The organism is Marinobacter alkalisoli (assembly GCF_045449795.1).
Classification (GTDB): Bacteria; Pseudomonadota; Gammaproteobacteria; order Pseudomonadales; family Oleiphilaceae; genus Marinobacter.
The window spans coordinates 49,199-70,373 of record NZ_JBJJLB010000006.1; the positions used below are offsets into that span (position 1 = coordinate 49,199).

General features: G+C 58.1%; 22 protein-coding genes. 10 read left to right on the forward strand and 12 right to left on the reverse strand.

What is annotated here, in order from left to right; genetic code table 11:
* Window positions 1–245 precede the first annotated feature (245 nt).
* Window positions 246–1,223 (reverse strand): NADPH:quinone oxidoreductase family protein, encoded by a 978-nt coding sequence (locus tag ACJO3M_RS01960; RefSeq protein ID WP_406999238.1) that lies wholly within the window; start codon window positions 1,221–1,223, stop codon window positions 246–248.
* Between the two features lie 221 nt (window positions 1,224–1,444).
* Here ACJO3M_RS01960 and ACJO3M_RS01965 point away from each other — a divergent pair, with 221 nt between their 5' ends.
* The 5 genes from ACJO3M_RS01965 to ACJO3M_RS01985 all read left to right on the forward strand — a co-directional run bounded on the left by ACJO3M_RS01965 (window position 1,445) and on the right by ACJO3M_RS01985 (window position 6,118).
* The gene (locus ACJO3M_RS01965) at window positions 1,445–2,059 is read left to right on the forward strand and encodes a trimeric intracellular cation channel family protein (RefSeq protein WP_406999239.1); all 615 of its coding nucleotides are present in this window, start codon (window positions 1,445–1,447) and stop codon (window positions 2,057–2,059) included.
* 147 nt (window positions 2,060–2,206) lie between these two features.
* On the forward strand, window positions 2,207–3,505 hold the full coding sequence (locus ACJO3M_RS01970; protein ID WP_406999241.1) for an NCS2 family permease: 1,299 nt from the start codon (window positions 2,207–2,209) through the stop codon (window positions 3,503–3,505).
* 29 nt (window positions 3,506–3,534) lie between these two features.
* Window positions 3,535–4,077 carry an adenine phosphoribosyltransferase gene (locus tag ACJO3M_RS01975; RefSeq protein ID WP_406999243.1) on the forward strand — a complete coding sequence of 181 codons (543 nt, stop codon included), beginning with the start codon at window positions 3,535–3,537 and terminating at the stop codon, window positions 4,075–4,077.
* Window positions 4,078–4,093: 16 nt separating this feature from the next.
* Window positions 4,094–4,756: a fumarylacetoacetate hydrolase family protein gene (locus tag ACJO3M_RS01980; RefSeq protein WP_406999245.1), complete on the forward strand. Its 663-nt coding sequence runs from the start codon at window positions 4,094–4,096 to the stop codon at window positions 4,754–4,756.
* 48 nt (window positions 4,757–4,804) lie between these two features.
* The gene (locus ACJO3M_RS01985) at window positions 4,805–6,118 is read left to right on the forward strand and encodes an ABC1 kinase family protein (protein ID WP_406999247.1); all 1,314 of its coding nucleotides are present in this window, start codon (window positions 4,805–4,807) and stop codon (window positions 6,116–6,118) included.
* A gap of 13 nt (window positions 6,119–6,131) precedes the next feature.
* Here ACJO3M_RS01985 and ACJO3M_RS01990 read toward each other — a convergent pair whose 3' ends face one another.
* The 4 genes from ACJO3M_RS01990 to ACJO3M_RS02005 form a co-directional block, all read right to left on the reverse strand.
* On the reverse strand, window positions 6,132–6,602 hold the full coding sequence (locus ACJO3M_RS01990) for a hypothetical protein (protein ID WP_406999248.1): 471 nt from the start codon (window positions 6,600–6,602) through the stop codon (window positions 6,132–6,134).
* Between the two features lie 15 nt (window positions 6,603–6,617).
* Window positions 6,618–6,998: a DUF6152 family protein gene (locus ACJO3M_RS01995; RefSeq protein ID WP_406999250.1), complete on the reverse strand. Its 381-nt coding sequence runs from the start codon at window positions 6,996–6,998 to the stop codon at window positions 6,618–6,620.
* A gap of 82 nt (window positions 6,999–7,080) precedes the next feature.
* Window positions 7,081–7,758: an SIR2 family NAD-dependent protein deacylase gene (locus ACJO3M_RS02000; RefSeq protein ID WP_406999252.1), complete on the reverse strand. Its 678-nt coding sequence runs from the start codon at window positions 7,756–7,758 to the stop codon at window positions 7,081–7,083.
* The gene (locus tag ACJO3M_RS02005; protein WP_406999254.1) at window positions 7,758–9,161 is read right to left on the reverse strand and encodes a D-2-hydroxyglutarate dehydrogenase; all 1,404 of its coding nucleotides are present in this window, start codon (window positions 9,159–9,161) and stop codon (window positions 7,758–7,760) included. The genes ACJO3M_RS02000 and ACJO3M_RS02005 overlap by 1 nt, the downstream gene beginning before the upstream one ends.
* A gap of 189 nt (window positions 9,162–9,350) precedes the next feature.
* Between ACJO3M_RS02005 and serA the strand changes: the two genes are divergently transcribed.
* Window positions 9,351–10,580 (forward strand): phosphoglycerate dehydrogenase, encoded by a 1,230-nt coding sequence (gene serA / locus ACJO3M_RS02010; protein WP_406999256.1) that lies wholly within the window; start codon window positions 9,351–9,353, stop codon window positions 10,578–10,580.
* Between the two features lie 81 nt (window positions 10,581–10,661).
* Here serA and ACJO3M_RS02015 read toward each other — a convergent pair whose 3' ends face one another.
* The gene (locus ACJO3M_RS02015) at window positions 10,662–11,963 is read right to left on the reverse strand and encodes a S8 family peptidase (protein WP_406999258.1); all 1,302 of its coding nucleotides are present in this window, start codon (window positions 11,961–11,963) and stop codon (window positions 10,662–10,664) included.
* Between the two features lie 223 nt (window positions 11,964–12,186).
* Between ACJO3M_RS02015 and ACJO3M_RS02020 the strand changes: the two genes are divergently transcribed.
* Window positions 12,187–12,471, forward strand: coding sequence for a sll1863 family stress response protein (locus ACJO3M_RS02020; RefSeq protein WP_406999260.1), 285 nt, complete (start codon window positions 12,187–12,189; stop codon window positions 12,469–12,471).
* Window positions 12,472–12,529: 58 nt separating this feature from the next.
* Here the strand turns inward: ACJO3M_RS02020 and ACJO3M_RS02025 are convergent, their stop codons facing one another.
* Both ACJO3M_RS02025 and ACJO3M_RS02030 read right to left on the reverse strand, forming a co-directional pair.
* Complete coding sequence (locus ACJO3M_RS02025; RefSeq protein ID WP_406999261.1) at window positions 12,530–13,186, reverse strand: YiaD family glycine zipper/OmpA-like lipoprotein; 657 nt, start codon at window positions 13,184–13,186, stop codon at window positions 12,530–12,532.
* 24 nt (window positions 13,187–13,210) lie between these two features.
* Window positions 13,211–14,230 (reverse strand): alpha/beta hydrolase, encoded by a 1,020-nt coding sequence (locus tag ACJO3M_RS02030; protein ID WP_406999263.1) that lies wholly within the window; start codon window positions 14,228–14,230, stop codon window positions 13,211–13,213.
* A gap of 136 nt (window positions 14,231–14,366) precedes the next feature.
* On the opposite strand from ACJO3M_RS02030, the gene ACJO3M_RS02035 reads away from it, so the two are divergent.
* Window positions 14,367–15,260, forward strand: a complete 894-nt coding sequence (locus ACJO3M_RS02035; RefSeq protein WP_406999265.1) for an alpha/beta hydrolase — start codon at window positions 14,367–14,369, stop codon at window positions 15,258–15,260.
* Here ACJO3M_RS02035 and ACJO3M_RS02040 read toward each other — a convergent pair.
* The 4 genes from ACJO3M_RS02040 to ACJO3M_RS02055 are packed head-to-tail and all read right to left on the reverse strand — an operon-like array spanning window position 15,238 to window position 19,232.
* Window positions 15,238–15,513, reverse strand: a complete 276-nt coding sequence (locus tag ACJO3M_RS02040; RefSeq protein WP_406999267.1) for a GIY-YIG nuclease family protein — start codon at window positions 15,511–15,513, stop codon at window positions 15,238–15,240. The genes ACJO3M_RS02035 and ACJO3M_RS02040 overlap by 23 nt on opposite strands.
* Window positions 15,510–16,415: a DMT family transporter gene (locus tag ACJO3M_RS02045; RefSeq protein WP_406999269.1), complete on the reverse strand. Its 906-nt coding sequence runs from the start codon at window positions 16,413–16,415 to the stop codon at window positions 15,510–15,512. Before ACJO3M_RS02045 ends, ACJO3M_RS02040 begins: the two co-directional genes overlap by 4 nt.
* Window positions 16,412–17,794: a sigma-54-dependent transcriptional regulator gene (locus tag ACJO3M_RS02050; protein ID WP_406999271.1), complete on the reverse strand. Its 1,383-nt coding sequence runs from the start codon at window positions 17,792–17,794 to the stop codon at window positions 16,412–16,414. The genes ACJO3M_RS02045 and ACJO3M_RS02050 overlap by 4 nt, the downstream gene beginning before the upstream one ends.
* The gene (locus ACJO3M_RS02055; RefSeq protein WP_406999273.1) at window positions 17,787–19,232 is read right to left on the reverse strand and encodes an ATP-binding protein; all 1,446 of its coding nucleotides are present in this window, start codon (window positions 19,230–19,232) and stop codon (window positions 17,787–17,789) included. Before ACJO3M_RS02055 ends, ACJO3M_RS02050 begins: the two co-directional genes overlap by 8 nt.
* A gap of 279 nt (window positions 19,233–19,511) precedes the next feature.
* Here ACJO3M_RS02055 and ACJO3M_RS02060 point away from each other — a divergent pair, with 279 nt between their 5' ends.
* Together ACJO3M_RS02060 and ACJO3M_RS02065 are read left to right on the forward strand one after the other, a co-directional pair.
* Window positions 19,512–19,910 (forward strand): DUF4168 domain-containing protein, encoded by a 399-nt coding sequence (locus ACJO3M_RS02060; protein WP_406999275.1) that lies wholly within the window; start codon window positions 19,512–19,514, stop codon window positions 19,908–19,910.
* Between the two features lie 150 nt (window positions 19,911–20,060).
* The gene (locus ACJO3M_RS02065; RefSeq protein WP_406999277.1) at window positions 20,061–21,164 is read left to right on the forward strand and encodes a TRAP transporter substrate-binding protein; all 1,104 of its coding nucleotides are present in this window, start codon (window positions 20,061–20,063) and stop codon (window positions 21,162–21,164) included.
* Window positions 21,165–21,175: the final 11 nt, after the last annotated feature.

Sequence of the window (21,175 nt, forward strand, 5' to 3'; positions counted from 1 at the left end):
ACCAGCGCGTTCGGACATTTCAGTTATGTCCGATAAAATTCAAAAGCGTAGGTACGTAGGCCTGATATATCCGAGAAGTTTACAAGCCGTGTCGGGCAGGCCTTCCCAAAAATCTTGGAGGCNAGGGATGGCCGGAACGAAGCGCACAGGGATGTGCTTGTAGCGGTTTTTGGGAAGGCCTGCCCGACACGGCGTCACCACCACATCAAGCAGGCTACAATAACCGAACTCCCAAGCTGCCGACCCTAGCCGACCTTAAGCACCACCTTCCCGGTAGCACGCCGTTCGGTCAGGGCACCCAGGGCCTTGGCGTAGTCCTCAAACTCGAACACTTCGCTGATCTTCGGATCAATCTTGCCTTCGGCGTAGAGTTTCATCAGCTCCATCATGTTCTGGGCGCTGGCCTCTGGTTCGCGTTGGGTGAAGCTACCCCAGAACACGCCGACCACGGAACAGCCCTTCAGCAACGTCAGGTTCGCCGGGATCTTGGGGATATCGCCGGCGGCGAAGCCGATGATCAGGTGGCGGCCGTTCCAGGCCATGGCACGCAGGGCCTGTTCGGTGAAGTCGCCGCCGACCGGGTCGTAGATTACATCCACGCCTTTGCTATTGGTGAGCTTCTTGACTGCTTCTTTCAGGGGCTCTTCGGTGTAGTTGATCAGCTCATCGGCACCGGCTGCTTTGGCCACCGCCAACTTCTCAGCGGAGCTGGCCGCGGCAATGACGCGGGCGCCCATGGCCTTGCCCAGCTCCACAGTGGCCAGGCCTACACCGCCGCTGGCACCCAGCACCAGCAGGGTTTCACCCGGCTGCAGGTTGGCGCGTTGCTTCAGGGCGTAGTAGGAAGTGCCGTAAACCATGGAGAAGGCGGCAGCCTTTTCGTCGGGCATGGCATCAGGTACCGGCAGCAGGTTCTGTTCCGGCGCCACGATTTCCTCGGCGAAGGCGCCGTAACCGGTCAGGCCGGCGACCCGGTCGCCCGGTTTGAAACGGGTAACCTTCTCGCCCACCTCAATCACTTCACCGGCCATTTCACCACCCGGTGAAAATGGCAGCGACGGTTTTAGCTGGTACTTGTTTTCGATAATGAGGGTATCGGGAAAGTTCAGGCCCGCCGCTTTCACGCGGATTTTCACGCCGTGGCCTTTAACCTCGGGACTCGCGACATCTTCGATCACCAGCTTTTCTGCTGGGCCGTATTCTTTACAGAGGATGGCTTTCATAGTGACTCCATTGTTATTGGGAAAACATCAATGCCGTTTTTAATTCCCATCAAGCTAAACAGAGTCACTCCATGAAGCAAATAAAGATATCTTATCCATCCGCATTAGGGTTATTTATATCCTGTGATTAGCCAGGGATGAATCCAGCATGAATTTAGGCTATCCTTCGCGCACTCAAACCCGGCTGGTTCGCCGCTGTTTCCTGTCTTTCACGGTCTGTTATGTTCGATATCATCTATTTTCTTGAAATGATTGGCGTTGTTGCCTTCGCCATTTCAGGAATGATTGTTGCGCGATCCAAAAATATGGATCCCGTGGGGGTGTTCACCATCGGGTTCATCACGGCACTGGGCGGCGGAACCCTGCGGGATCTGATGATGGATAACCATCCGCTGTACTGGATCAAGCACCAGGAGCAGCCCATCCTCATTCTCGCCATGGCCATTGTGTTCAGTTACTGGCGGCGGGCGGAAAAAATCCGTGAATCACGAATCGTGTTTCCCGACGCCATCGGCCTGGGCATTTTCTCCATTCTTGGCGCCCAGTTGGCGCTTGATCTCGGGCATTCGTGGTTTATTGCGTCCCTGCTCGGCGTGATGACCGGCACCTTCGGTGGCGCACTGCGGGATACCCTGTGTAACGAGGTTCCGTTCATTTTCCGCAAGGATCAGATCTACGCTTCGATCTCATTCGCCGGTTGCTGGCTTTATTTTGTGTGCCAATGGTTCATGGAAAGCGAAACCATTGCCCTGAGTGTGGGCCTGTTGTTTATCGTTATTGTGCGGATGCTGGCTGTTCGGTTTGATATCCGGCTTCAACGCGATCCCCATGGCTGAGGGTAATCCGTAATGATGAACCTCCAATCATCCCTTGGCCTGAGACCTCTCAGCCGGTAAGATTGCCGTTTTTTCACACAATTCAGTGTCATCGACTCTTTTCAAAACCGAAACCCTACCCAGCACTCAGTGAGGCAGACCTCCGTCATGCTTGAGCGATTATTTCAATTAAAGGCCCACGGCACCGATGTCCGTAAAGAGGTGGTGGCCGGCATTACTACCTTCCTGACCATGGCGTACATTATTGTGGTCAACCCGAGCATGCTGGAAGCCGCTGGCATGGATTACGGCGCAGTGTTTGTGGCTACATGCCTGGCTGCGGTGATAGGCACACTGATCATGGGTCTGTGGGCCAACTACCCAATTGCCCTCGCACCGGGTATGGGGCTGAACGCCTTCTTCTCGTTTACCGTGGTGGGCAGCATGGGCTACAGCTGGCAGGTGGCTCTGGGTGCCGTGTTCATTTCCGGTTTCCTGTTTTTCCTGCTGAGCATTCTCAAGGTCCGGGAATGGATCATTAACAGCATTCCGCTCTCCCTGCGCTTCGGCATTTCCGCCGGCATCGGTTTCTTCCTTGCTTTGATCGCCCTCAAGAACGCCGGCATTGTGGTGGATAACCCGGCCACACTGGTGGGTATGGGCGACGTCAAAGGTCCCGAAGCCCTGCTGTTCTTTGGCGGTTTTGCACTGATCTGCGCCCTGGCGTTCCGTCAGGTCACCGGCGCGGTGATGATCGGCATCATCGCAGTCACCGTGATCGCCATGATGCTGGGCATGGTGGAATACAATGGCTTTGCCTCCGCGCCGCCGAGCATGGCGCCCACCTTCATGCAGCTGGACCTTGCCGGTGCCCTCAACGTGGGCATGATCAGCATCATCTTTGCATTCCTGTTCGTGGACCTGTTCGATACATCCGGCACTCTGATTGGCGCAGCCCAACGCGGCGGCCTCCTGGACCAGGACGGCAAGCTGCCCCGCCTTGGCCGTGCACTGATGTCCGACTCCGTCGCGACCATGTCGGGTGCGGCGATGGGCACCTCCACCACGACCAGCTACATCGAATCGACCGCGGGCATCTCCGCCGGCGGTCGCACCGGGCTGACCGCCGTGGTGGTCGCCGCCCTGTTCCTGGCCTGCCTGTTCCTGTCACCCATTGCCAGCGTCATTCCACCCTACGCCACCGCTCCGGCGCTGCTGTTTGTAGCGGTATTGATGACCTCCGGCCTGAAGCTCATTGACTGGGACGATGTCACCGATGCCGCGCCAGCCGTGGTGACCGCGCTGATGATGCCGCTGACCTTTTCCATTGCCAACGGCATTGCACTCGGCTTCATCACCTATGCTGTACTGAAAGCCCTCAGCGGCCGCTGGTCTCACCTGAACGCCAGCGTGGTCATCATCGCTGTTGTTTTTGTACTGAAATTCATGTTCCTGGACGTAGCGTAAGCCGCCTCCAGCGTTTTCCCGGACAATTTATGGATTACTTTTCAGAGAACATCAAAAAAGCCATCCGCACGGTGCCTGACTGGCCCAAGCCTGGCGTGGCCTTCCGTGACATCACCACGGTTCTTCAGGATCGCACGGCCTTTCGCAAGCTGATTGACGCCTTTGTCCATCGTTACCATGGGCAGAACATCGACGCCGTCGCCGCCGTGGATGCCCGCGGCTTCATCATCGGCTCGGCACTGGCCTACGAACTGAACGCCTCACTGGTACTGATTCGCAAGAAAGGCAAACTGCCCTTCGATACCCTGGTGGAAGATTACGAACTGGAATACGGCACCGCGTCCGTGGAACTCCACAAGGATGCCTTCAAGCCCGGCGATAACGTGGTTCTGGTGGACGACCTGATTGCTACTGGCGGCACAATGCTGGCCGCCGCCCGGCTGATTCGCCGTATCGGTGCGGAAATTGTCGAAGTGGCGGCAATGATTGATCTGCCGGATCTTGGCGGCTCCCGCAAGCTGCAGGAAGAGGGATTGCAGGTATATACTGTTTGCTCCTTTGAAGGCGACTAGTAAACAGGAGACGGCCATGCCCGACTATCAACACCACTGGAAGGACGGCACCCCGGTTCACCTACCCCTTGGCAAGATTGTCTGCATTGGCCGCAATTACACGGAACACGCCCGGGAACTGAACAACCCGGTACCCGACGAGCCGCTGCTGTTTATCAAGCCCTCCACGGCTGCGGTCCACATGACCCGCCCACTGGACTTCCCCCGGGACCGGGGGGAAGTTCATTTCGAGACGGAATTGGCGGTCCTTATTGGCCGCCCCCTCACCAACGCCTCCCCCAGCGAGGCAGAAGCCGCGATTCTGGGCTTCGGGCTGGCACTGGATCTGACCCTGCGGGATGTCCAGACCCTGCTGAAAGAGAAGCGCCACCCGTGGGAGCGGGCCAAGGCCTTTGACGGCGCCTGCCCCCTGTCACCCTTCATTGCAGCGGATAAACTCAGGAAAGACCACCTGACGTTTACCCTCGACATTGACGGACAGCGCCAGCAGACTGGCAACACCCGTGACATGCTCAACCCGGTCATCCCCCTGATTGCCCATATGAGCAGCCAGTTCACCCTGATGCCGGGAGACGTGGTGCTGACAGGAACGCCGAGTGGCGTGGGGGCTCTCGCATCCGGACAGATCCTGTCCCTTGAGCTGGAAGACGTGCTGTTTGTCGAAACCCGGGTGATTTAGCGTAAGATTGGTACCAAACTTTTCCGCCGCTCAGGACGTACTCAGTACATGGCTAAAAAACCGGTGACCTCCCGTAGTGGACGATTCTTCAGACTCGCAGGCATGACCGCATCCGTCGCCGGGCAATACGCCGGCCAACGGGCCCGCCGCCTGTTCCGCACCGAGAACGACGAAGGCGCCCAAAGCGAAAGCTACACTCGCATGGCCGACCAGATTGCCGATACGCTGGGAGAGCTGAAAGGCGCGGTAATGAAGGTGGGGCAGATTGCGTCCCAGACCCAGGATTTTCTGCCCAAGGAATTCTCCGACGCCCTCGAACGACTGCAGAAAGAAGCGCCGCCGATGCCATTCGATGTGATCGTCGCGCAAGTGGAATCCGAACTCGGAAAACCGGTGCCGGAGCTGTTTGAATACCTGCAGGAGACTCCCTACGCAGCCGCCTCCATCGGCCAGGTCCACCGGGCTCGCTTGCACGATGGCACCGATGTGATTGTTAAAGTCCAGTACCCCGGCGTGGACGAATCCTGCGACAGCGACCTGAAGCAGTTGCGCCTGGCCCTGAAACTCGGTGGCCTGCTGAAGATGCCGAAAGAACACGTAGACCAGCTGTTCGGTGAAATCCGTGTCCGCCTGAAGGAAGAACTGGACTACGAGAACGAAGCCCGCAACCTGGAAGAGTTCCGCGAGTTTCACGCCAAGGATGACTGGATCATTATTCCCCGGGTGTTTGCAAGCCACTCCTCAAGACGTGTGCTGACCATGGAGCTGGTGGAGGGCGATCATATCAACGCCATCACCCCCGTGAAGTACAGCCAAGAGACCATCAACCTGATCGGCCACCGCATCTTCACCATGATGGCGGACCAGCTGTTCCGCTTTCAGTGTATCCATGGTGACCCCCACGCGGGCAATTTTGCCTACCGACCCGACGGCTCCATCATCCTGTATGACTTTGGCTGTGTGAAGAAACTGAAGCCGGAGATTGTCGAGGCCTACCGCAAGGCACTGGTGTCTGCACTGGACGAAGATTACGCGGCACTGGACCACCACCTGATCGCCCTGGGCGCACGGGTGGAATCACAACCGGCGGTGGACGAGGCCTACTACGCCATGTGGCGGGACATTCTCATCGTGCCCTTCAATCAGAGCGAGCCCTACGATTTTGCGGAATCCGACATCCACAAGCAGGTAGCCGCCAAGACCACCACGGTGTTCAAGTATCTGGATTATTTCAAACCGCCGGTGGAAAGCATCTTCATCGACCGGATGATCGCCGGGCATTACTGGATGCTGAAGAGGTTAGGGGTGCAGGCGGCGTTTCGCGACGAACTGGAGAAGTATCTGCAGCAGACCTCGGGCTGACAAGCCATAGCGATCAGAAGTACCCCACAAGACGGCCAAGCAGCAGCACAAGGCACCAGCCAACCAGCGAAATCAGGGCGCAGACTTTCAGTCCGCCAGGCGGCGGCCGATCAGCCGCCTCCGGCAGCGGATACCGGGCCATAACCAATGCAACGTTGGCCAGAGACAGCAGGAGAACAGTCAGTTTACCCAGGAACCAGCTGGAAGCGAGGTATTCAGGAGCGCGGGTCAGGAACAGCAGAAATCCGGTGACTACCGCCAAGGCCAGCCCGGCGGCAACAGTTGTTCTCAGAACACGCCAGAACGGCAGCAGTGGCAGCTTCGGCCACAGACCAAGTATCCTCAGATCCAGGGGAACGACGCCGCCCACCACCAGGGCGATACCCAGCACGTGCCCGGCATTGACCAGCGGGTACAGCCATACGGAATCCCGTAATCCCTCGGCCAGAGCGGTCTGCTCCAGGAATAGCGCGACCTCCTGCATACCCTGCCCTGGCGCTCAGGAGGGACGACCGGGATAGAGGTTGTACTCCTTGCCATCAATGACAATGCGTTCGGCCTTGACCAACCGCTCCCCTTCCCGTGCGGACCGATGGCCGTGAACCGTCAGCACCTGGCCGTCAGACAACAACTCATCCGTGAGGCCGACTCGTTCATTGCGCCAGGGCTGCCCCACTTCAATCACCCACTCCTGGCCTTCAACATCCAGTGTGACTTCGCCATGAGGATTACCCAGGCGCTTCCCGGTCACTGTACCGGTAATTTCAAACTCTTCATCGGTCGCCCAGCCCCAGCCGTGATGGGCAGCGGCCATGGCCGAACCAAGAACAAGAAGTGCGAACAGCGGGATCGAAACAATAGCGCGGTAGTTGTGCAACATGACCTGCCTCCTGCATCGGACTTTTACTTGAGACTAGCTCAAGACCCGAAACTGAGACAGGCCGTCAATCCGGAGGTTCAGTCTACCGCAGGCCGGCAACCCATTCGGCCATCCCCTCACACGCCCCCTTGCGGATTACCCGGGCCCTGGAGACGGAAGCCGGCTCACCCGGATCGATGACGGTGATGGGTACATCAAAATCGGTTTCGTAAACCAGGCCAGCGGCAGGATAGACCTGCAGGGAGGTGCCGACAATCAACAGGTGATCGGCGGTGCGAACCACCTCGGCCGCCTTCTCCAGCATCGGTACTTCCTCGCCAAACCAGACGATATGGGGTCTGAGCTGGGCGCCCTCGTCACAGGTATCACCGGGGCTGATATCCCGGTAACCGATGTCATACACCAGCTCCGGAAAGCGGGAGCTGCGGGCCTTGGTTAATTCACCGTGCAGGTGGATCACACTGGAGGAGCCACCGCGTTCGTGAAGATCGTCCACATTCTGCGTGACCACCGTGACGCGGTAGCGCTCTTCAAGCTCCGCCAACAGCCGGTGCGCTTCATTAGGCTCGGCTGACTGAAGCTGGCGACGGCGCTCATTGTAGAACCGCAGCACCAGCTCCTGGTTGCGTTCAAAGGCTTCCGGGGTGGCCACATCGTACACACTGTGCTGCTCCCACAGCCCACCGTTGTCACGGAAGGTGGAGAGTCCGCTTTCGGCGCTGATGCCAGCGCCGGTCAGTACGACGATATGATCCTGCATCAGTCGAAAATCTTGCCCGGGTTGATGATGCCGTTGGGGTCGAAGACCTGCTTGATACCCTTGAGGTAGGCGATCTCCGCTTCACTGCGGGTGTAATGCAGGTAGGGTTTCTTGGTCATGCCCACACCGTGCTCGGCGGAGACACTGCCCTGGTATCGCTCGACAATCTCGAATACCCACTTGTTGACCTGCTGGCATTTCTCGAAGAAATCCTCCTTTGCCATGTCTTCCGGCTTAAGGATATTCAGGTGCAGGTTGCCATCGCCGATGTGGCCGAACCAGATGATTTCGAAGTCCGGGTAATGCTCGTTCACCACGGCGTCGATTTCCTGCAGGAAGCCAGGCACTTTGGACACCACCACGGAAATGTCGTTCTTGTAGGGCGTGCGCGGCGCGATGGATTCGGAGATGCGCTCCCGCAGCTGCCACAGGTTGTTGGCCTGGGTTTCGCTCTGGCTGATCACGCCATCCAGTACCCAGCCGTTTTCCACGCACTGCTCGAACAGGGTCATGGCGTCATCCATCACCTGGTCGGATACCGCTTCGAACTCCAGCAAGGCGTAATACGGGGCTTCGGTTTCGAACGGCGCCTGCACCTGGCCGTGGGCCAGCACGTGCCCCATGGCTTCGTGGGAGAAGAACTCGTAGGCGGTCAGGTCGATCTGCTTCTGGAAGGTCTGCAGCACATCCATGGTGTTGGTCAGGTCGTTCAGACCCAACACCAGAACCGTCAGATTATCCGGCTTTCGGGAGAGCTTCATGGTGGCTTCGGTGATAAAGCCCAGTGTGCCCTCGGCACCGATAAACAGATGACGCAAGTCGTAACCGGTGTTGTTCTTTGCCAGGTCCTTGTTCAGGTCCAGGATATCCCCCTTGCCGGTCACGACCTTGAGGCCGGCCACCCAGTCCCGGCTCATACCGTAGCGGATCACCTTGATGCCACCGGCGTTGGTGGACAGGTTGCCACCCAGCTGGCTGGAGCCGGCGGAGGCGAAGTCCACCGGGTAATACAGGCCATTTTCTTCCGCGAATGTCTGCAGCTGCTCGGTCACAACACCCGCCTGACAGCGCACAGTGCGGTCACTGGCACTGAAATCCAGAATCTGGTTCATGTTATCGAACGCCACCACCACTTCACCGTTGGCGGCAACCGCGCCCGCGCTCAGGCCGGTACGGCCACCGGACGGCACCAGTGCCACCTGGTTGTCATTGGCGAAGGTCACCAGTGCCTGCACCTGCTCCGTTGTTTTTGGCAGCACGATGGCCAGCGGCTTGGGCGGATAGATTTTGGTCCAGTCCTTGCCGTAGTTTTCCAGGTCTGCCGGATCGGTCAACACTTTACCGGGGGCATCCCCTGCGGCAATCAGCTCTCTCAGCGAAGCGATAATCTGTTCGGAATTCATGAAGCTATCAGTCTCGTAAGGGTTGGACGGCGGGCCTGTATTCAGCGAATCACGGGGCAATTGATTCAGGCGATCCGACGCGCTGTGAAAATCTGCGTTTATGGTATCATACCGCCCCTGTTCTGTGAGCCAGCCCGACGATCCTGGCTCCAGGTCATTTCACGTGACGAAAGGTTCGGAAGCAAGCCCATGTCAAATACGTCTCTCGAAAAGAGCAAAATCCGGATCCTGCTGCTGGAAGGCGTGCATCAATCTGCTATTGATACCCTGAATGCCGCAGGCTACACCAACATCGAGTACCTGACTCACTCGCTGGCCGAGGAAGACCTGATTGAGAAGATTGCCGACGCGCACTTCGTCGGGATTCGCTCGCGCACCCAGCTGACCGAGAAAGTATTTGATGCCGCCCAAAAACTGGTGGCAGTGGGTTGTTTCTGTATCGGCACTAACCAGGTGAACCTGCAGGCGGCTACCCGCCGGGGTATCGCCGTATTCAACGCCCCCTTCTCCAACACCCGCAGCGTGGCCGAGCTGGTGCTGGCCCAGGCTATCCTGCTGCTGCGTGGCGTGCCCGAGAAAAGCGCCAAGGCTCATCGTGGTGAATGGCTGAAATCCGCCAAGAACAGCTACGAGATTCGTGGCAAGAAGCTGGGCATCATCGGCTATGGCAACATCGGCACCCAGTTCAGTGTGCTGGCCGAAGGCCTGGGCATGGACGTGTACTTCTACGATGTGGTCTCCAAGCTGTCGATCGGTAACGCCACTCAGGTAGGTACGCTGCAAGAGCTGCTGAACATCTCTGATGTGGTCAGCCTGCACGTGCCGGAAACCCAATCAACCAGGTACATGTTCAAAGCTGAGCAGTTCGCCCAGATGAAGCCGGGCTCGATCCTGATGAATGCCTCACGGGGTACCGTGGTGGATATTGACGCTCTGGCCGATGCCCTCGGAAGCGGCAAACTCCTTGGCGCCGCCATTGACGTTTTCCCGGTTGAGCCCAAGTCCAACGACGAGGAATTTGTCTCTCCGCTGAGGGAATTCGATAACGTGATCCTGACGCCGCACGTTGGTGGCTCCACCATCGAGGCCCAGGAAAACATCGGTCGCGAAGTGGCGGAAAAACTGGCCATGTACAGCGACAACGGCACGTCTGTGTCTTCCGTGAACTTCCCGGAAGTGGCCCTGCCCTCACACCCGAACCAGCACCGTCTGCTGCACATTCACGAGAACGTGCCGGGCGTGATGTCCGAAATCAACCAGGTGTTTTCGGAGAACGGCATCAACGTCTGCGGCCAGTATCTGCAAACCAAGGAAGACATTGGCTACGTAGTGATCGATGTCGACAAGGAGTACGGTGAGCTGGCGCTGGAGAAGCTGATCCACGTCAAAGGCACCATTCGCTGCCGCGTTCTGTTCTGATCAGATCGGCAGAAAGCCTACAAAAAACGGGAGCCCCAGGGCTCCCGTTTTTTATTCCGCCAGCATAAAGCTCAATAGCAATTATTGAGGTACGCGCAGCAGCAAGTTGGGCGAACTCGCCTTGATACCACTCAGCACATTTGCCGTCGTCATCTCCAGAATGGCGGCCCCCACCTGATCCGGGCTCAAGCCACCCTGATCACCCAGAACCAGCGCCGCCACACCGGCGACATGGGGCGAAGCCATTGACGTGCCGCTGATGGTGTTGGTCTCGGTATCGGTCTGGTACCAGGCCGCCGTGATGTCGGATCCAGGGGCAAACAGATCTACGCACTCACCGTGGTTGGAGAAGGACGAACGCTGATCCTCACGGGTAGTGCTGCCCACCGTAAGGGCGGCCTCCACACGGTTGGGGGAACCGGAGCAGGCATCGGCATCGCTGTTACCGGCGGCAACAACAAAGGTCACACCTTTGGCGATGGCGCCTTTCACCGCAAAGTCCAGAGCGTCTGAATCGCCACCTCCGAGAGACATATTGGCAATCGCAGGCGCCTGATGGTTTTCAGCGACCCAGTCCACACCTGCAATCACATCGGCATTCGAACCGGCGCCGGAGCAATCCAGCACCCGTACCGCTGCAACTGAGGCGGCCTTGGCGACCCCATATTGAGACCCCGCTGCGGTGCTGGCCACATGGGTGCCATGGCCGTTACAGTCGGTGGTATCAGTTGGATCGGTTTCTCCGCCAAGATTCAGCAGGGGGCCAAGCAACGGCAAACCTCCCACGCCCAGTAGGCCAGCGTCATTGACCGCGAAATTACGCCCCTCAATCACACGCCCGGTAAATTCCACATGGCTGTCCCGCAGGCCGGTATCGATAATATACACATTGGCGCCCGCCCCGGCAGACGCGGGGTAACGGTAGAGTTCATCCAGCGGCAGTACCTGCTGATCAATCCTGTCCAGCCCCCAGGTTGCGCCTTGCTGAACGTCGGTGTTGGCGGCAACAATACGATCCGGCTCCACGGCCAGCACTCCCGGCAGGGATGACAGCAGGCCGGCCTGCCCATCGGTCAGCGTTACCGCGGCCCCGGTCATGGCGGTGCTATACAGATGAAGGATCTCTCCGCCTCCTACAGCCAGCAACAGGGACTCGACCCCCGCCTGCAGATCCGCCAACCCGAGAAGGTCGGGCAAATCCGGATTGAGGGTGACGATGTAGCGACCTGGCAATACGTCGCCGGGCTGCAATGCCTGTTGCCCGGTTTCATCGCTGGATTCGCCAGTGAACCCGAGGCCGCCCAGCAGGCTCCCGTGGATTGCGGGTGCGGTAGCGGCCAGGGCGACACCAAGACAGGCGGCAGGCAATATTCGGCTGATCATAGGGTTCGTTCCTTCACTTATCATTATTAATGTTTTTGAGCGTGACAATCTGTCACAACCCACACCCTGACCAACATGGCATCGAGGGCCAAAACGTGACGAAGTTAACGTTATTTAACCGGCTATTTTTTGATTAACACTTGAGAAACGGCCAATAACGTCCATGGTTAATAGGGAAAGCGTTTGTTCAAGCCGCACGCACAACCATAGACAGGAGTAAACCATGTCACTGAAGGATTCTCTGCTGACCAAGCTGGAAACCCAGACAGAGCGTTGGAGCAAACAGATCGACAGTCTCAGGGCAGACGCCGAACACAAGATGGCAAAAGCCAAAGACGACCAGGCAGAGGCTGAGATTCAGAAGGAGTTCTCCGAGAAGGTACAGCAACTGGAAGACCGCATTGAGGATGCCCGCAAGAAACTGGGTGAGGTACGGGATTCCGGCGAAGACCGGCTTCAGGATCTCAAAGACCGCATTGATGAATGGCTACCCAGCAATACCAACTAACCACAAAAAAGCCCCGGAGCAATAAAGCGCCGGGGCTTTTTTATAACCGCACCAAACCTTACTGCATTGGCACCAGTGTCAGCTCGACCCGACGGTTCTGCTCCCGCCCGGAAGCGGTGTCATTGGACGCAATGGGATAACGCGGGCCATAGCCCACTGCCCGGGTACGCCTGGGCTCAATACCCTGGTTGAGCAGAAAGTCCCGCACGGAGCCGGCACGGCGCTCACTCAACAGCTGGTTGTAGTTCTGTGCACCGGTGCTGTCAGTATGGCCGTCGATCTGGATGATGGTTTTGTCGAACTCCTTCAGAACCAGGCCAACGGACTCCAGAGTGTTGCTGAAGGAGGGCTTGATGGTGGATTGGTCGGTATCGAAAGTAATGTTGCCTGGCATAACCAGCTCAATCTCATCACCATTACGTACGACCCGAACACCGGACCCTTCCAGCTTGCGGCGAAGCTCGGCTTCCTGCTTGTCCATGTAGTAACCGATACCGCCTCCAACGGCAGCGCCACTGGCGGCGCCAATCAAAGCCCCCTTGCCACGGTCACTGCTGCTTGACGTTGCAGCGCCCACAGCGGCGCCACCGATGGCGCCAATAATGCTTCCCTTGGTTGCACTGGAGGTTTTTTCTTCCCCGGTATACGGGTCATAGGTCATACAGCCACCCAAACCAACGGTGGCAACGGCAAAAGCGAGAACAGTTTTCTTCACAGCTTACTCCTGGCTTTTTTATCCCTAGCAGGCCTCAGACAGAGTACCCGCACGGTCGTTTGAGAAGGTATCAATAATAGTATTGAATACCGTCGATTGCAGATCCTGAGCTTCGTTCACCAAATGATGACGACCATCCGGGATACGAAGTTCCTCCACTGGGGAAAATTTATTACGGATAATCCGCAAATTATGCTGCCAATCGACGGTCAGGTCTTTTTCACCCTGAACCACCGTAACCGGAAAATTCACCGGCCTGGCAGACTCAATGTGGGGCACCCAGCTCCTAAGAGCCGATACCCAGTCCACATGAACCGCCCGCGCCTGGAGCGGATCGTGCTCTTTCAGGAATTGCAGGAATCGCGTATTACCGCTGTTCTCCGCAAACACCCGCCGCCAACGGGTCAGGAACGGCTTTGCCAGACTGTGCAGCACCTTTGCACCGAGCCACCCCACGGGCCTGATCAGCGGCGCCAGCAACACAACCTGACGAAAATCCGACGTTTGCTGGCTGTGCCGGCCGGACAACAGGTAGTCGATCAGAATGGCTCCGCCGGTGCTTTGCCCGACCGCATACCACGGCTCCCTCACTTTACCTTTAACATCGGCAATCACTTCCGACAGCACGGCCTGGTATTCCAGGAAACTGCCGATCGCCGCCGGGGTCCCGCTGGACAAACCGTGCCCGGGCTGATCATAGGTCAGGACATCGAACCCTGCCCCCAGGCAACGGTCGATCAGCTGGCTATACAACCCGACATGGTCAAAGTACCCATGAAGGATAAACACCGTCCCTTTGGACCGACCACTGTCCGGTAGCCGGAAATAATGCACCATAACCTGGTGCTTGCCGGCGCTCACATAACCTTGATGGTAGCTGACCTCCGGATGCTCTACCCAGAGATCCAGGCCATAAAAGCGGCAATAGGCCACCATCTCATCCCCCAGTTCCCGGGGGGCAGACGGGTCAAACGGCTCAAGCCTGTCCAGCAGTGAGCCGCGATTCCAGTCAGGAATTTCTATGGTATCTGTTTTCCAGTACACGTAGAGTTACACGCTTGTCATTTGAAATGAGTGAAGATGGCCCAGGTGACCCTTGTTCGTTTCAGCTTCCGTCACTAGGTTAGCACACCACCGTAACATCACGGACAGAACCTGTTTCTTTTCCACGGAGTCAGCCATGCTGCAGAACCTGCTTGAATCCGGCCTGAGGCAAACCATGCAACGCATGATTCGCCCCCTGCTACACCCGGCAGTGCCGATCCCTCTCCAGCGCAAGGTTATTGCCCAGGCTTATCGCAGTTCCATACCGCCCAGAGGGTGTAAGTTCGACTCAATCACCGTTAACGGCATCCGGGCGGTCAGAACCCGGCATGGCGCCACCAAGGAGGGGGTTATCCTGTATCTCCATGGCGGCGGCTATATCATCGGCTCCCCTGACACTCACCGGGGCATCACCGGCCACCTGGCCAGGGCCAGCGGCCAAACCATCATTGCCCCGGATTACCGGCTGGCGCCGGAGCATCCGTTCCCGGCCGCCCTGGATGATGCCGAGGCAGTGTATGACGGTTTGTTAAAGGAAGGCCATGCCCCTGCGTCCATCGCCATAGCCGGCGACTCTGCCGGAGGCGGCCTGACCATCGCCCTCGCCATGCGGCTCCGCGACAAGGGCCGCCCGCTACCAGCGTCACTGACGGTTTTCTCGCCCTGGGTCGACCTGACACACCAGCAGTTGTATTCACCGGAGCGCGAGCCGGTCCTGCAACCGCGCTGGATTGAGAAGGCTGCCACCGCCTATTGTGGGCAGCAACCAAGAACCACCCCCCTGATTTCTCCCATACACGGTGACCTTGATGGCTTGCCGCCGTTGCTGATTCAGGTCGGAAGCGAGGAAATTCTGCTGAACGATGCCCGGCAGTTATCAGAGCTGGCGAGCAGACAGGGCGTCGAAACCACGCTGGAAATCTATAACAGCCTCTGGCATGTGTTTCAGGTCCACGCCGGTCAACTGGAACGTGCAACCAACGCTTTGACGACTGCGGCGGCGCACATCAATCGCTACCGGGCAGACTGATCTCGCCCCGCACCAGCGCCTCCTTGCGGGTACGGGGCCACTGCTTGAGATGCCACTCCAGCCGGGAGGCGACACTGCGATCCTCCGCCTCGGCGGTAAACACCAGCTCAAGCGGTCCCTTTCCCCGAAGGCTCCTCGCGCCTTTCGGCGCCCCGGCCTGATGCTCGGCGAAACGCCGCCCGACATCCGTGGTTATACCGGTATAAAGCGCTCCCCTGGCGGTCCTCACCATATAAATGTACCAACGGCTCATCCGCTCGCCACCTGTGACATGCGCTTTCTGACCTTGCGTTGCTGAACCCAGAGCCCGGCCACAATCAGTACCAGTCCGACATAGGTGGAAGGCAGGATCACTTCGCCCAGGATCAGGGAGATGAACACCAGGGACAGGAAGGGTGAAATAAAGATCAGGTTGCTGACCCGCGATGTGTTCTCCGCCTTCTTCATGGCGTAGGACCACAACACAAAGGCAATTCCCATCTCGAACACCCCGACGTACACCGCTGCCACAACCGCCGTTCCCGGCACGATGTCGTAGCCGTCGGTGAAGCCGCAGATCACCGCGATCACCGGCAGCCCGCACAGGAAGTTGAGAAACAGCCCCACCACCGGGTCACGGGTATCACGGGTGGCAATAATCCAGTACGACGCCCAGATCACAGTACTGGCAATGGCCAGCCCGACGCCGAGTGGATCTGAGAAAGTCAGTGACAACACATCGCCGCGGGTGGCGATGACCACCACCCCGGCATAACAGATGAGGCCGGCAATAATATCCTGCCGGCGCAGTCGCTGGCCCAGAAAAGGCACCGACATGTAGGCCAGCACCAGGGCCCAGGTGTAGTTCAGCGGCTGGGCTTCCTGGGCGGGTAAACGGTCAAAGGCGCCGAACAAGACAAAATAATAAATGCACGGGTTGATCAGCCCCATGCCCATGGATTGCAGGTATTGCTTACGGCTCAGTGAAAACACCAGATGCCAGCGCTTCTGCACCAACAGGATAATGGCCATCACCACCACCGATGCGGAGCAGGCAATCACCAGCATCTGTACCGGAGACAACTCACGCAGGGACAACTTGAACGCGGTCGCCACAGTGGACCAGAGCAGGACCGTCGCCAAGCCGTACAACATTGCCTGTTTCTGACTGGTCATTCTTTTTCCCCTGTGCCGGCATCCAGCCAGCGATAAAGAGTCCTTCGATTCACTCCCAGGATCTGGGCGGCCCGGCGCTTGTTACCGCCCACGGCACGGATGACGTCGCTGACGTAATTCTGCTGGAGGGTTTCAAGGGTCGGCCAATCTGCCAGATTATCCCGATTGAGTCGAGCAGGCGTGGCAGGAGATTCAGCCTGGCGCTTGCGTATTCTGGCAGGCAGGTGTTCCGGCTGGATCACATCACCGTCGCAAAAGGTCACCGCACGCTCAATGGCGCTGCCTAGCTCTCTTACGTTACCGGGGAACGGGTAGTCCATCAGGGTGCGGGACGTCACCTCGCTGAGGCGCATGAACCCGCGTTCATGACGCAGCGCCGCTTCCCGGAGAAAATGCATGGCCAGGATGTCGACGTCATCCCCTCTGTCCCGCAGTGGCGGAACCACCAACGCCAGGGTCTCCAGCCGGTAATACAGATCCTCACGGAAAGAGCCTTCCTCGACCGCTTTCAGAAGGTCCACATGGGTCGCGGCAATAATGCGTACATCCACCGTTTCTTCCTGATCGGCACCCACCGGCTTGATGGTCCCTTCCTGCAACACCCGTAATAGCTTTGCCTGCAATGCCAGAGGCATTTCCCCGATTTCGTCCAGCAACAGGGTGCCCCCGTCTGCTTCCGCAAACAGTCCTTTGCGGGCCTGCCTTGCCCCGGTAAAGGCACCCGCTTCGTGACCAAAGAATTCGCTTTCCATCAGCTCATGAGGGATACCGGCGCAGTTGACCGGCAGAAATGGCTTTGCCTGGCGTTCACTTTCCTGGTGAATGGCACGGGCGACCAGTTCCTTGCCGGTGCCACTCTCGCCATTGATCAGCACCGCGGCATGACTGCGGGCGACCTGTCGGATTTCCGTGCGCAGCCTTCTCATGGCCGCACTCTCGCCGACCAGGCCCAGGGAGGCATCGTCGCTGCTCCTGGATTTGTACCGGGCCAGCTCACTGGTGATTTCGGCCTGGGCCAGCAGACGGCGGATTTTCAGTCGCAGGTGGTCGGTCGACAGCGGCTTAGTCAGGAAATCATCAGCACCCGCCTTGAGCGCATCCACCGCCTGATCCACCGTGCCAAAGGCAGTGATGATGATAAAGGGCACCGAATGACCTGCAGCCTGAAGCTCTCTGAGAATCGATAACCCATCCTCATCAGGCAGACGCAGGTCGGAAACAATCAGATCGGGCTCGGTTTCCAGGGCTTTCTGCTGCCCCTCACGGGCAGTGGCTGCCACTTCAACCCGATAGCCATCCAGTTCCAGTTCTTCCGCCAGCAACAAACGGAGGCTGGCATCATCCTCAACCAGCAGGATGGCAGGCTGTCTGTCATTCATATGCAGGTACCCCCGGCCAGAACAGACTCATACGACAGCCACCCAGGGGACTTTCGCCAACCTCGGCGTAACCCCCATGCTCCTTGAGGACGCTGCCCACCACTGCGAGCCCCAGGCCTGTACCCTCTCCCGCCGGACGGGTGCTGTAGAAGGGTTCGAAAACACGCTCCCGGACCTCCGGGGCAATCCCCTCGCCGTCATCATCAACGCGGACTTCCCATAAACCGTCGCCCTGCAACAGAGACACTTCAACACGACTGCTGCTGGCCTGGCAGGCGTTGCGGACGACATTGACACAGGCAAGCTCGAGGCGGGTCGGTTCAGCCTTGATCCCGGCCAGCTGATTCAGACCATGGGTCACGACCGTTTTTGCAGAACATTTGGGATCATCAGAAATGCGATCCGTCACTTCACGCAGAGCCGCCGCCAGATCCGTATCTCTTCGTGAATCCGGGACATGACGAAAACAATCCAGTAACTGCTGGATAATCAGCGTCATACGTTCCACCTGGTGTTCAATGTCGTCCAGGTGTCGACCCTGCCCTTCCGGCAAGCCGGTACGGCGCAGTATATTTGCCCGGCCCTGGATCACATTCAGGGGCGCCCCCAGCTCGTGTGCCACGCCGCCGGCAACACGACCGATCATGGCCACCTTTTCCTGGTACTCCAGTTGTTCCGCCAGCTCCCTCTCCCGGACGACCCGTTCACTGATCTCAGCTTCCGCAGCAGCCATCCGCTCGCCCATATCCTTAAGCCCCTCATGAATCTGCCTGAGTTCACGGGGACCGCCCGGCAGCGCATCCACTCGCCAGTGGCCCGGCGCCATGGAATACATGATCTCCAGCAACCGGCTGACATGACGCCCCACCGCGCCGTAATGCCCGAGCACTACCACGAAAATGACGATAAGCGACAGCGACGACCAGATGACTATCGCCCACAAACGACTGGATGCGACCAGCTCATGAAAATCACTGCGCTTGCGGGTAATCTGCAACAACCCCTGGATACGACCGTCCCCGGCCACCAGCGGTGTAAACTGAGAGAACACCGACTCACCATCCACCCGGCGAAACGCGCCGCCCAGTTCACCACTTGAGATGACCTGCTCGGCACTTTCACTGCTGGCAACGTCACTGTCTGCCACACCGAGACTGGCGATCTGTTTGCCCTCCTCGTCAAACACCGAGGCGCCGTACACCCGACCAATCCGGAAGATGGACTCCAGGGACTCTCCCATCACGATCTCATCCCCCTCCGACATTGCCCGGGAAAGGGGGCCACTGACCGCCCGGGCCACAAGTTCGAGGTCTTCCCTCAACCGATCATTCAGGTTGCGCTCAACAGCACTCAAGCCCAGGTATATCGCCAGCCCGCTGAATACCATCAGCGGCACCACCAGGCTCAATACCAGGGTCAGGCGCAGGGAACGAAACATTCTTCCTGCATTCAGGACAGGCCGTTGCATGAGGCGCGCTCCGACAAAATGTCACACCTTTTTGCCACATGTGGCATTTCGCCACAACCGTTATTACATGAAGTTAACCCCAGATAAAGCGTAGGTCTTTGTTTTTATTGACTTTATTATCAACGCAAAACCTGGCACACACCTTGATTGCATAGTGGGTACGAACACAAACGTACCGAAACAGACTTGTTTCGAACCAATGGCTGCCTCCAATGAGTGGCGCCCAAATGCAGAGAAAGGAGTAACGCTATGAACAAACTTCTCACTTCACTGACCGTATCCATGGCCCTGCTTGCAGCCGGTCCCGCCCTGGCCCAGCAAAGCCAGCAGCAGAACCCGGCCCAGACCGGCCAGGAAGGCTACAGCGATCCGGCGGCTGCGGGCACCCAGAACACCAACTACAATGATGCCGAACTGAAGAAGTTCGTCGAAGCTCAAGGCGGCATCAACGATATCCGTGACGAGTACATGGAGAAAATCGAAAACGCAGATTCCCAGGAAAAGGCCCAGGAGCTGCAGATGGAAGCCAACGATGAAATGGTATCCGTCATCGAAGACTCTGGTCTGGATATCCCGACCTACAACGCGATTGCGACCGCGTATAACAGCGAGCCGAAGGTACGCAACCGCGTTGACGCCCTGATGTAATCGCTCCCCCTGCGATCAACGTCAGCGCAAAGCCCCGCCCAGCGGGGCTTTTTTTTTGCTCCGGCATCCGGGCCAACCACGCCGACTGTTATCTTGTGGTACCTTGTGACAGGAAGTTTCGGACCAGAAAACGTCATTGGAGACATAGACATGCCATCATTTTGCCCCCGGCTTAGCCTGTTGCTCGCAACAGCCCTGACCGTTCTATTGGGCTGCTCCGACCCCCAACAGGACAACAAGCAAGAGGCGACAGGGGCTGATAATGGCGTTCCCGAGTATCCTGTAACCTGGCGGTTTGCGCTGGAGGAAATTGAAGGCAGTGTTCAGCACCTCTACGCCAATGAACTCAAGCAACGGATCGAAAGTATTTCCGACGGCAACATCGAGCTGGACATATTCCCCTATGGTTCCCTGGGCACTTCAGCACAGTTGACGGAACTGACCCAGGACGGCTCGGTTCACCTTGCCTTCGCGTCCCCCGGCCACCTGGCCGATACCATCCCGGAAGTGGGCGTGTTCACCCTGCATTATGTGCTGTCTGACGACAGCGAGGTCAATCGCAGGCTTCTGGCCAGCGACCAGCTCCTGACACTGTTCAGCGAACCCTATGCCGAACGCAACATGAAATTGCTGGGATTTGTACCGGAAGGCTGGATGGTATGGACCGCCAACAAGCCCCTGCGCAGCCCGGAAGATTTTGGCGGGTTCAAGATACGCACCATGACGTCCAGGATCTCCGCGGAAACCTACAGGGCCTACGGCGCTGACCCTCACCCTACCCCTTACTCCCAGGTCTACAACGACCTTCAACTACAGCGTATTGACGGTCAGACCAATCCGGTATTCGCCATTGAAGAGATGGGCTTCTACGAGGTTCAAAGCACACTGACGTTTGCCCGCCCGGCCCAGTTCATTGCCTCGGTGGTTTCCAATCGGGAATGGTACGAAGCCCTGCCCGATGATCAGCAGCAATGGCTGGATGACGCTCTGGCCGACGTTGCCCCGCTGATTTACCGTAAACAGGCGGAACTGAACGAATCCAGACTGCAGCAGATTACCGAGGATCGTGACATCTCACTGGTAAGACTGAGCGAGGAAGAACGCGAGCGCTTCCGCAAAGCCAGCCTCGGAGTCAGGGACACCTACATCGAGAATGCGGGCGAACGTGGAGCAAAAATTCTCAACACCATGCTGGAACTGATTTCATCATGGGAGCAGGAGCTGGGCAGGTCAGACCCTGGCGACCGGGACTGATTCTTACAACA

Excerpts from the sequence above, each read along its gene's own strand:
- ACJO3M_RS01960 (WP_406999238.1), bottom strand. The coding sequence starts at position 1,223 with ATGAAAGCCATCCTCTGTAAAGAATACGGCCCAGCAGAAAAGCTGGTG.
- ACJO3M_RS01965 (WP_406999239.1), top strand. The coding sequence starts at position 1,445 with ATGTTCGATATCATCTATTTTCTTGAAATGATTGGCGTTGTTGCCTTC.
- ACJO3M_RS01970 (WP_406999241.1), top strand. The coding sequence starts at position 2,207 with ATGCTTGAGCGATTATTTCAATTAAAGGCCCACGGCACCGATGTCCGT.
- ACJO3M_RS01975 (WP_406999243.1), top strand. The coding sequence starts at position 3,535 with ATGGATTACTTTTCAGAGAACATCAAAAAAGCCATCCGCACGGTGCCT.
- ACJO3M_RS01980 (WP_406999245.1), top strand. The coding sequence starts at position 4,094 with ATGCCCGACTATCAACACCACTGGAAGGACGGCACCCCGGTTCACCTA.
- ACJO3M_RS01985 (WP_406999247.1), top strand. The coding sequence starts at position 4,805 with ATGGCTAAAAAACCGGTGACCTCCCGTAGTGGACGATTCTTCAGACTC.
- ACJO3M_RS01990 (WP_406999248.1), bottom strand. The coding sequence starts at position 6,602 with ATGCAGGAGGTCGCGCTATTCCTGGAGCAGACCGCTCTGGCCGAGGGA.
- ACJO3M_RS01995 (WP_406999250.1), bottom strand. The coding sequence starts at position 6,998 with ATGTTGCACAACTACCGCGCTATTGTTTCGATCCCGCTGTTCGCACTT.
- ACJO3M_RS02000 (WP_406999252.1), bottom strand. The coding sequence starts at position 7,758 with ATGCAGGATCATATCGTCGTACTGACCGGCGCTGGCATCAGCGCCGAA.
- ACJO3M_RS02005 (WP_406999254.1), bottom strand. The coding sequence starts at position 9,161 with ATGAATTCCGAACAGATTATCGCTTCGCTGAGAGAGCTGATTGCCGCA.
- serA (WP_406999256.1), top strand. The coding sequence starts at position 9,351 with ATGTCAAATACGTCTCTCGAAAAGAGCAAAATCCGGATCCTGCTGCTG.
- ACJO3M_RS02015 (WP_406999258.1), bottom strand. The coding sequence starts at position 11,963 with ATGATCAGCCGAATATTGCCTGCCGCCTGTCTTGGTGTCGCCCTGGCC.
- ACJO3M_RS02020 (WP_406999260.1), top strand. The coding sequence starts at position 12,187 with ATGTCACTGAAGGATTCTCTGCTGACCAAGCTGGAAACCCAGACAGAG.
- ACJO3M_RS02035 (WP_406999265.1), top strand. The coding sequence starts at position 14,367 with ATGCTGCAGAACCTGCTTGAATCCGGCCTGAGGCAAACCATGCAACGC.
- ACJO3M_RS02040 (WP_406999267.1), bottom strand. The coding sequence starts at position 15,513 with ATGAGCCGTTGGTACATTTATATGGTGAGGACCGCCAGGGGAGCGCTT.
- ACJO3M_RS02045 (WP_406999269.1), bottom strand. The coding sequence starts at position 16,415 with ATGACCAGTCAGAAACAGGCAATGTTGTACGGCTTGGCGACGGTCCTG.
- ACJO3M_RS02050 (WP_406999271.1), bottom strand. The coding sequence starts at position 17,794 with ATGAATGACAGACAGCCTGCCATCCTGCTGGTTGAGGATGATGCCAGC.
- ACJO3M_RS02055 (WP_406999273.1), bottom strand. The coding sequence starts at position 19,232 with ATGTTTCGTTCCCTGCGCCTGACCCTGGTATTGAGCCTGGTGGTGCCG.
- ACJO3M_RS02060 (WP_406999275.1), top strand. The coding sequence starts at position 19,512 with ATGAACAAACTTCTCACTTCACTGACCGTATCCATGGCCCTGCTTGCA.
- ACJO3M_RS02065 (WP_406999277.1), top strand. The coding sequence starts at position 20,061 with ATGCCATCATTTTGCCCCCGGCTTAGCCTGTTGCTCGCAACAGCCCTG.